This window comes from Mesorhizobium sp. M7A.F.Ca.US.014.04.1.1, assembly GCF_003998745.1.
Taxonomy (GTDB): Bacteria; Pseudomonadota; Alphaproteobacteria; order Rhizobiales; family Rhizobiaceae; genus Mesorhizobium; species Mesorhizobium ciceri.
This window is the reverse complement of record NZ_RZRW01000565.1, coordinates 1-3,677: the sequence shown is the minus strand read 5'-3', so window position 1 is coordinate 3,677 and position 3,677 is coordinate 1. Positions and strand designations below refer to the sequence as shown.

At 63.6% G+C, this 3,677-nt stretch carries 4 protein-coding genes; all 4 read right to left on the bottom strand.

Annotated features, from left to right (window positions below; translation table 11 throughout):
• Positions 1-2: 2 nt before the first annotated feature.
• The gene (locus EOA22_RS27595; protein WP_013532643.1) at positions 3-806 is read right to left on the bottom strand and encodes an ABC transporter permease; all 804 of its coding nucleotides are present in this window, start codon (positions 804-806) and stop codon (positions 3-5) included.
• Positions 806-1,639 (bottom strand): ABC transporter permease, encoded by an 834-nt coding sequence (locus tag EOA22_RS27590; protein ID WP_013532644.1) that lies wholly within the window; start codon positions 1,637-1,639, stop codon positions 806-808. Before EOA22_RS27590 ends, EOA22_RS27595 begins: the two co-directional genes overlap by 1 nt.
• A 25-nt stretch (positions 1,640-1,664) precedes the next feature.
• Entirely contained in the window at positions 1,665-2,780 is a 1,116-nt protein-coding gene (locus tag EOA22_RS27585) for an ABC transporter substrate-binding protein (protein ID WP_013532645.1), read from the bottom strand.
• Between the two features lie 67 nt (positions 2,781-2,847).
• On the bottom strand, positions 2,848-3,677 hold an 830-nt coding region (locus tag EOA22_RS27580; RefSeq protein WP_164755889.1), incomplete at its 5' end, for an ABC transporter ATP-binding protein.

The following is a 3,677-nucleotide window of genomic DNA, read 5'->3' as shown; positions in this document are numbered from 1 at the left end:
GTCTAGGCTCCGCGCTGCCTGGCCACGAAACTGCGCACCGCCAGCACCAGCACGGTGATGATGATCAGGATCACCGACAATGCCGCGATCGCCGGGTCGATGTTGTCGCGCAAGCCCATCCACATGAGCCGCGGCAGCGTGATGGCGTTGACAGAGGTGATGAACAGGGTGACGCCGATTTCTTCCCAGGACAGCACGAAGGAGAGAAGTGCGGCGGTGACGATGCCGAACTTGATGTTGGGCATGATGACGCGGGTGGCGCGCTCCCACACAGTGGCCCCTAAGCCCCGCGCGGCAAGGTCGATGCGGCGGTCGAGCTGGCTGAGAGAGACCAGCATCAGCACCGTGGCGAAGGGCACGGTCATCACCGAATGGGCCATGGCGACGCCAAGCCAGGTGTCGTAGCCGAAGAACGCGCTGAAACCCGAGATCGAGGTGAGCAAGAAGTAGAGCGTGATCGCCGAGACCACCGGCGGCACCACCATCGGCAGTAGCACGAAGCCGACCAGGGCCGCGGTGAAGCGCGGCTGGAACATCCAGACGCCAAGGCTGAAGCACAGCGCCAGCACAGTTGAAAAGGCGCTGCTGACGACACCGATGCGGATCGAGAGCAGAATCGATTGGAGCCAGCGCGGGTCTTCGATCAGCGCCCGGTAATGGCGCAGCGACAGTTCGCCCGACGGCATGGCCAGCATGCGGCTCGGCGTCAGCGACACCGGGATGACGGCGAGCAGCGGCATCAGCAGGAACAGCGCCACGAAGGCGGCGATGATCAGCGAGACGGGACCGGGGCGGTAGGTCGGCATCAGATCAACTGCTTCGGTCTGACATATCGGAACAAGAGCGCCATCAGCGCGCCGACGAACAGCACCAGCACGACGCTGATCGCTGCACCCAAGCCCCAGTCCGGGCTCTGGAATATCCTGAGATAGATCAGCTCGGCAATCATGACGCTGCGGCCGCCGCCAAGGATCGCTGGCGTGACGAAGAAGCCGAGCGAGAAGACGAAAACGATCATCGCCGCGCCTATGATGCCGGAGCGCGTCATCGGCACGAACACCGTCCAGAAGGTGCGCATGCGGCTGGAGCCGAGCCCGCGCGCCGCCAGGAGCACGCGGTCGTCGAGGCTGCGCATGGCCGATGCCAGCGGAAAAACGGCGAAAGGAATGAGGAAGTGCGTCATGCCGACGATGACGCCGAATTCGTTGCGCACCAACGCCAGCGGTTCGGAGATGAAGCCGATCGCCTGCAGCCACGTGTTGATCAGGCCGCGATTGGAGAGCAGCGCCACCCAGCCGAAGGCACGGGTCAGCACGGAAATCCAGAAGGGAACGAGAATGCAGAACTCGGCGATCAGGCGCTGTGCCGGGGTTCCACGCACCCAGACGACGGTGATGGCGTAGGCAGCGGCCACCGAGACCACGGTGACGACCGCCGCGATGCGCAGCGTGCGGATGAACACCGACTGCACCAGATCGTCGGTGAGCAGCGCCTCATATTGGCCGAGGCCGGGCGTCGGCAGCGTAAAACTCCATTTGACGACGCCGAGGAACGGCCAGGCATAGGCCAGGACAAGAAACAGGAGCAGCGGCGCCATCAACAGCGCCGCGCCCATCCTGTCGGAGAGATAGGATCTCATGTCCACCCGATTATCCCGGCCCTGATCAGGCCGAGATGATCTTGGTGTATTCGTCGAGCGCCGGCCCGTAATTTTTGGCGTACCAGTCCATGTCGAGCGCGATCTGCTTCTTCATGTTCTCGGGATCGACCGGGTTGATGCGCTTCTTGTCGGCCGTGATCAGCGCGTCTGCCGCCGGGTTTGCAGGACCTTGGCCGAGCTTGTCGAACATGACCAGCTGCTTTTCAGGGTCCTGGGCACTGGCGATGAACTTCATCGCAGCGTCCTTGCCGCCGGGGTTGTTCTTGAGCACGGCCAGCGCACCGGGCGAGATCAGTCCCTGATCCCAGATGAACTTGATCTTGCCGCCCGAATCCTGCTCGATCAGCGAAGCGCGCGTCGACCAGACGATCGCCATCGAGGCCTCGCCATTGAGCAGCACGCTCTGGCTTTCGGCGCCGCCACCCCAATAGGCAACGACGTTTTCCTTGAACGCGGCGATCTTGTCATGGGCGCGCTTGAGGTCGAGCGGGTAGAGCGACGCCGGCGCGATGCCGTCGGCCAGAAGTGCTGCTTCCCAGCTCGATACGCCCCATTTGTAGAGCGAGCGCTTGCCGGGGAATTTCTTCACGTCGAAGAAATCGGCCATGCCGGTCGGCGCGTCCTTGCCGTACTTCTCGGAATCATAGGCGATGACATAGGAGAAGAAATAGGTCGAGGCGGCGTATTCCCAACCAAAGCCGGGCCGCATCTTCTTCTTGTCGACGATGTTGTAATCGATCGGCTCGAGAGCCCCTTGGGCGCCGAGCGTGATGGCCGAGAAGGGGTCTACGTCGACGAGATCCCAGGTCGGCGCGCCGCTCTTGAACTGCGCGGCGATGGCGCCTTCGGTCGGACCCGAACCGTCCATCTTGACGGCGATGCCGGTGTCCTTGGTGAAGGCCTGGCCATAGGCGGCATCATAGGCGGTGATGGCATCGCCACCCCAGTTGACCAGCACCAGTTCCTTGGCCTGCGCAAAGGCACCTGTCGAGCGCAGCAGCATCGGCGTGCCGGCCAGCACGAGTGCCGCCAGCTGTGTGAACTGCCGGCGCGAGATCTCGCCGCGACCTGCCCTGGCGGACAGGCTCTCGACGGCTTGTTTTTTGTTGTCATGTGTCATGTCAGTTCCCCTTTTTTGTTGTTGATAGTGCCGGAAAGCGGTGGAGCGACATCTCGCCACACCGTCGTCATTGCCCTCCATGCGGAAGGAGGAAACCCTTTTCCGCCGGCCAGGTGAGCCAGACGGAATTGCCCTTGCTGAGCGCTGCGGCCGCCACCTCGTTCGGCACCGAGACGGTAACCTTGGCGCCTTGCCGTGTCGTCAGGTCGAGCCGCGTCGCAGCACCGAGATAGGTGGAGTTGGTGGCGGTAGCGGCGATGCCATTCTCGCCATCCGCCGCCTCGCCCGATATCGACATGTATTCGGGCCGGATCGCCCGGATGGCATCGCCGCGCACGAGTTCGGCCTTGCAGCCCATGCTGACCGCGCGGTCTTCGCAAAGGCCGGTCGAGCCATTGCCGGCAGGCTTGACGCCCTTCAGCGGCAGCATGTTGATTTCGCCGAGGAACTCGGCGACGAAGCGGTTGTCCGGCCGGTCGTAGACTTCGTCGGGCGCTCCGACCTGCAGCAGTTTGCCGTGGTTGAAGATGGCAACGCGCGACGACAGCGCCAGCGCCTCGCTCTGGTCGTGGGTGACGAAGACGAAAGTGGTTCCGGCTTCCTGGTGCAGCCGCTTCATCTCGGCCTGCATCTGGCCGCGCAGGCTCTTGTCGAGCGCCGAGAACGGCTCATCGAGCAACAGCACGCCAGGTTCGAACACCAGCGCACGGGCCAGCGCCACGCGCTGCTGCTGGCCGCCCGACAGTTGCGCCGGCAGTTTCTTCTCGTGGCCCTTGAGACCGACGCGCTCGATCATCTCGCCGACACGGCGCTTGATGTCGGCGGCCGGTTTCTTGCGCACCTTGAGTGGGAAGGCGATGTTGGCTTCGACGCTCATATGCGGGAACAGCGCGTAGC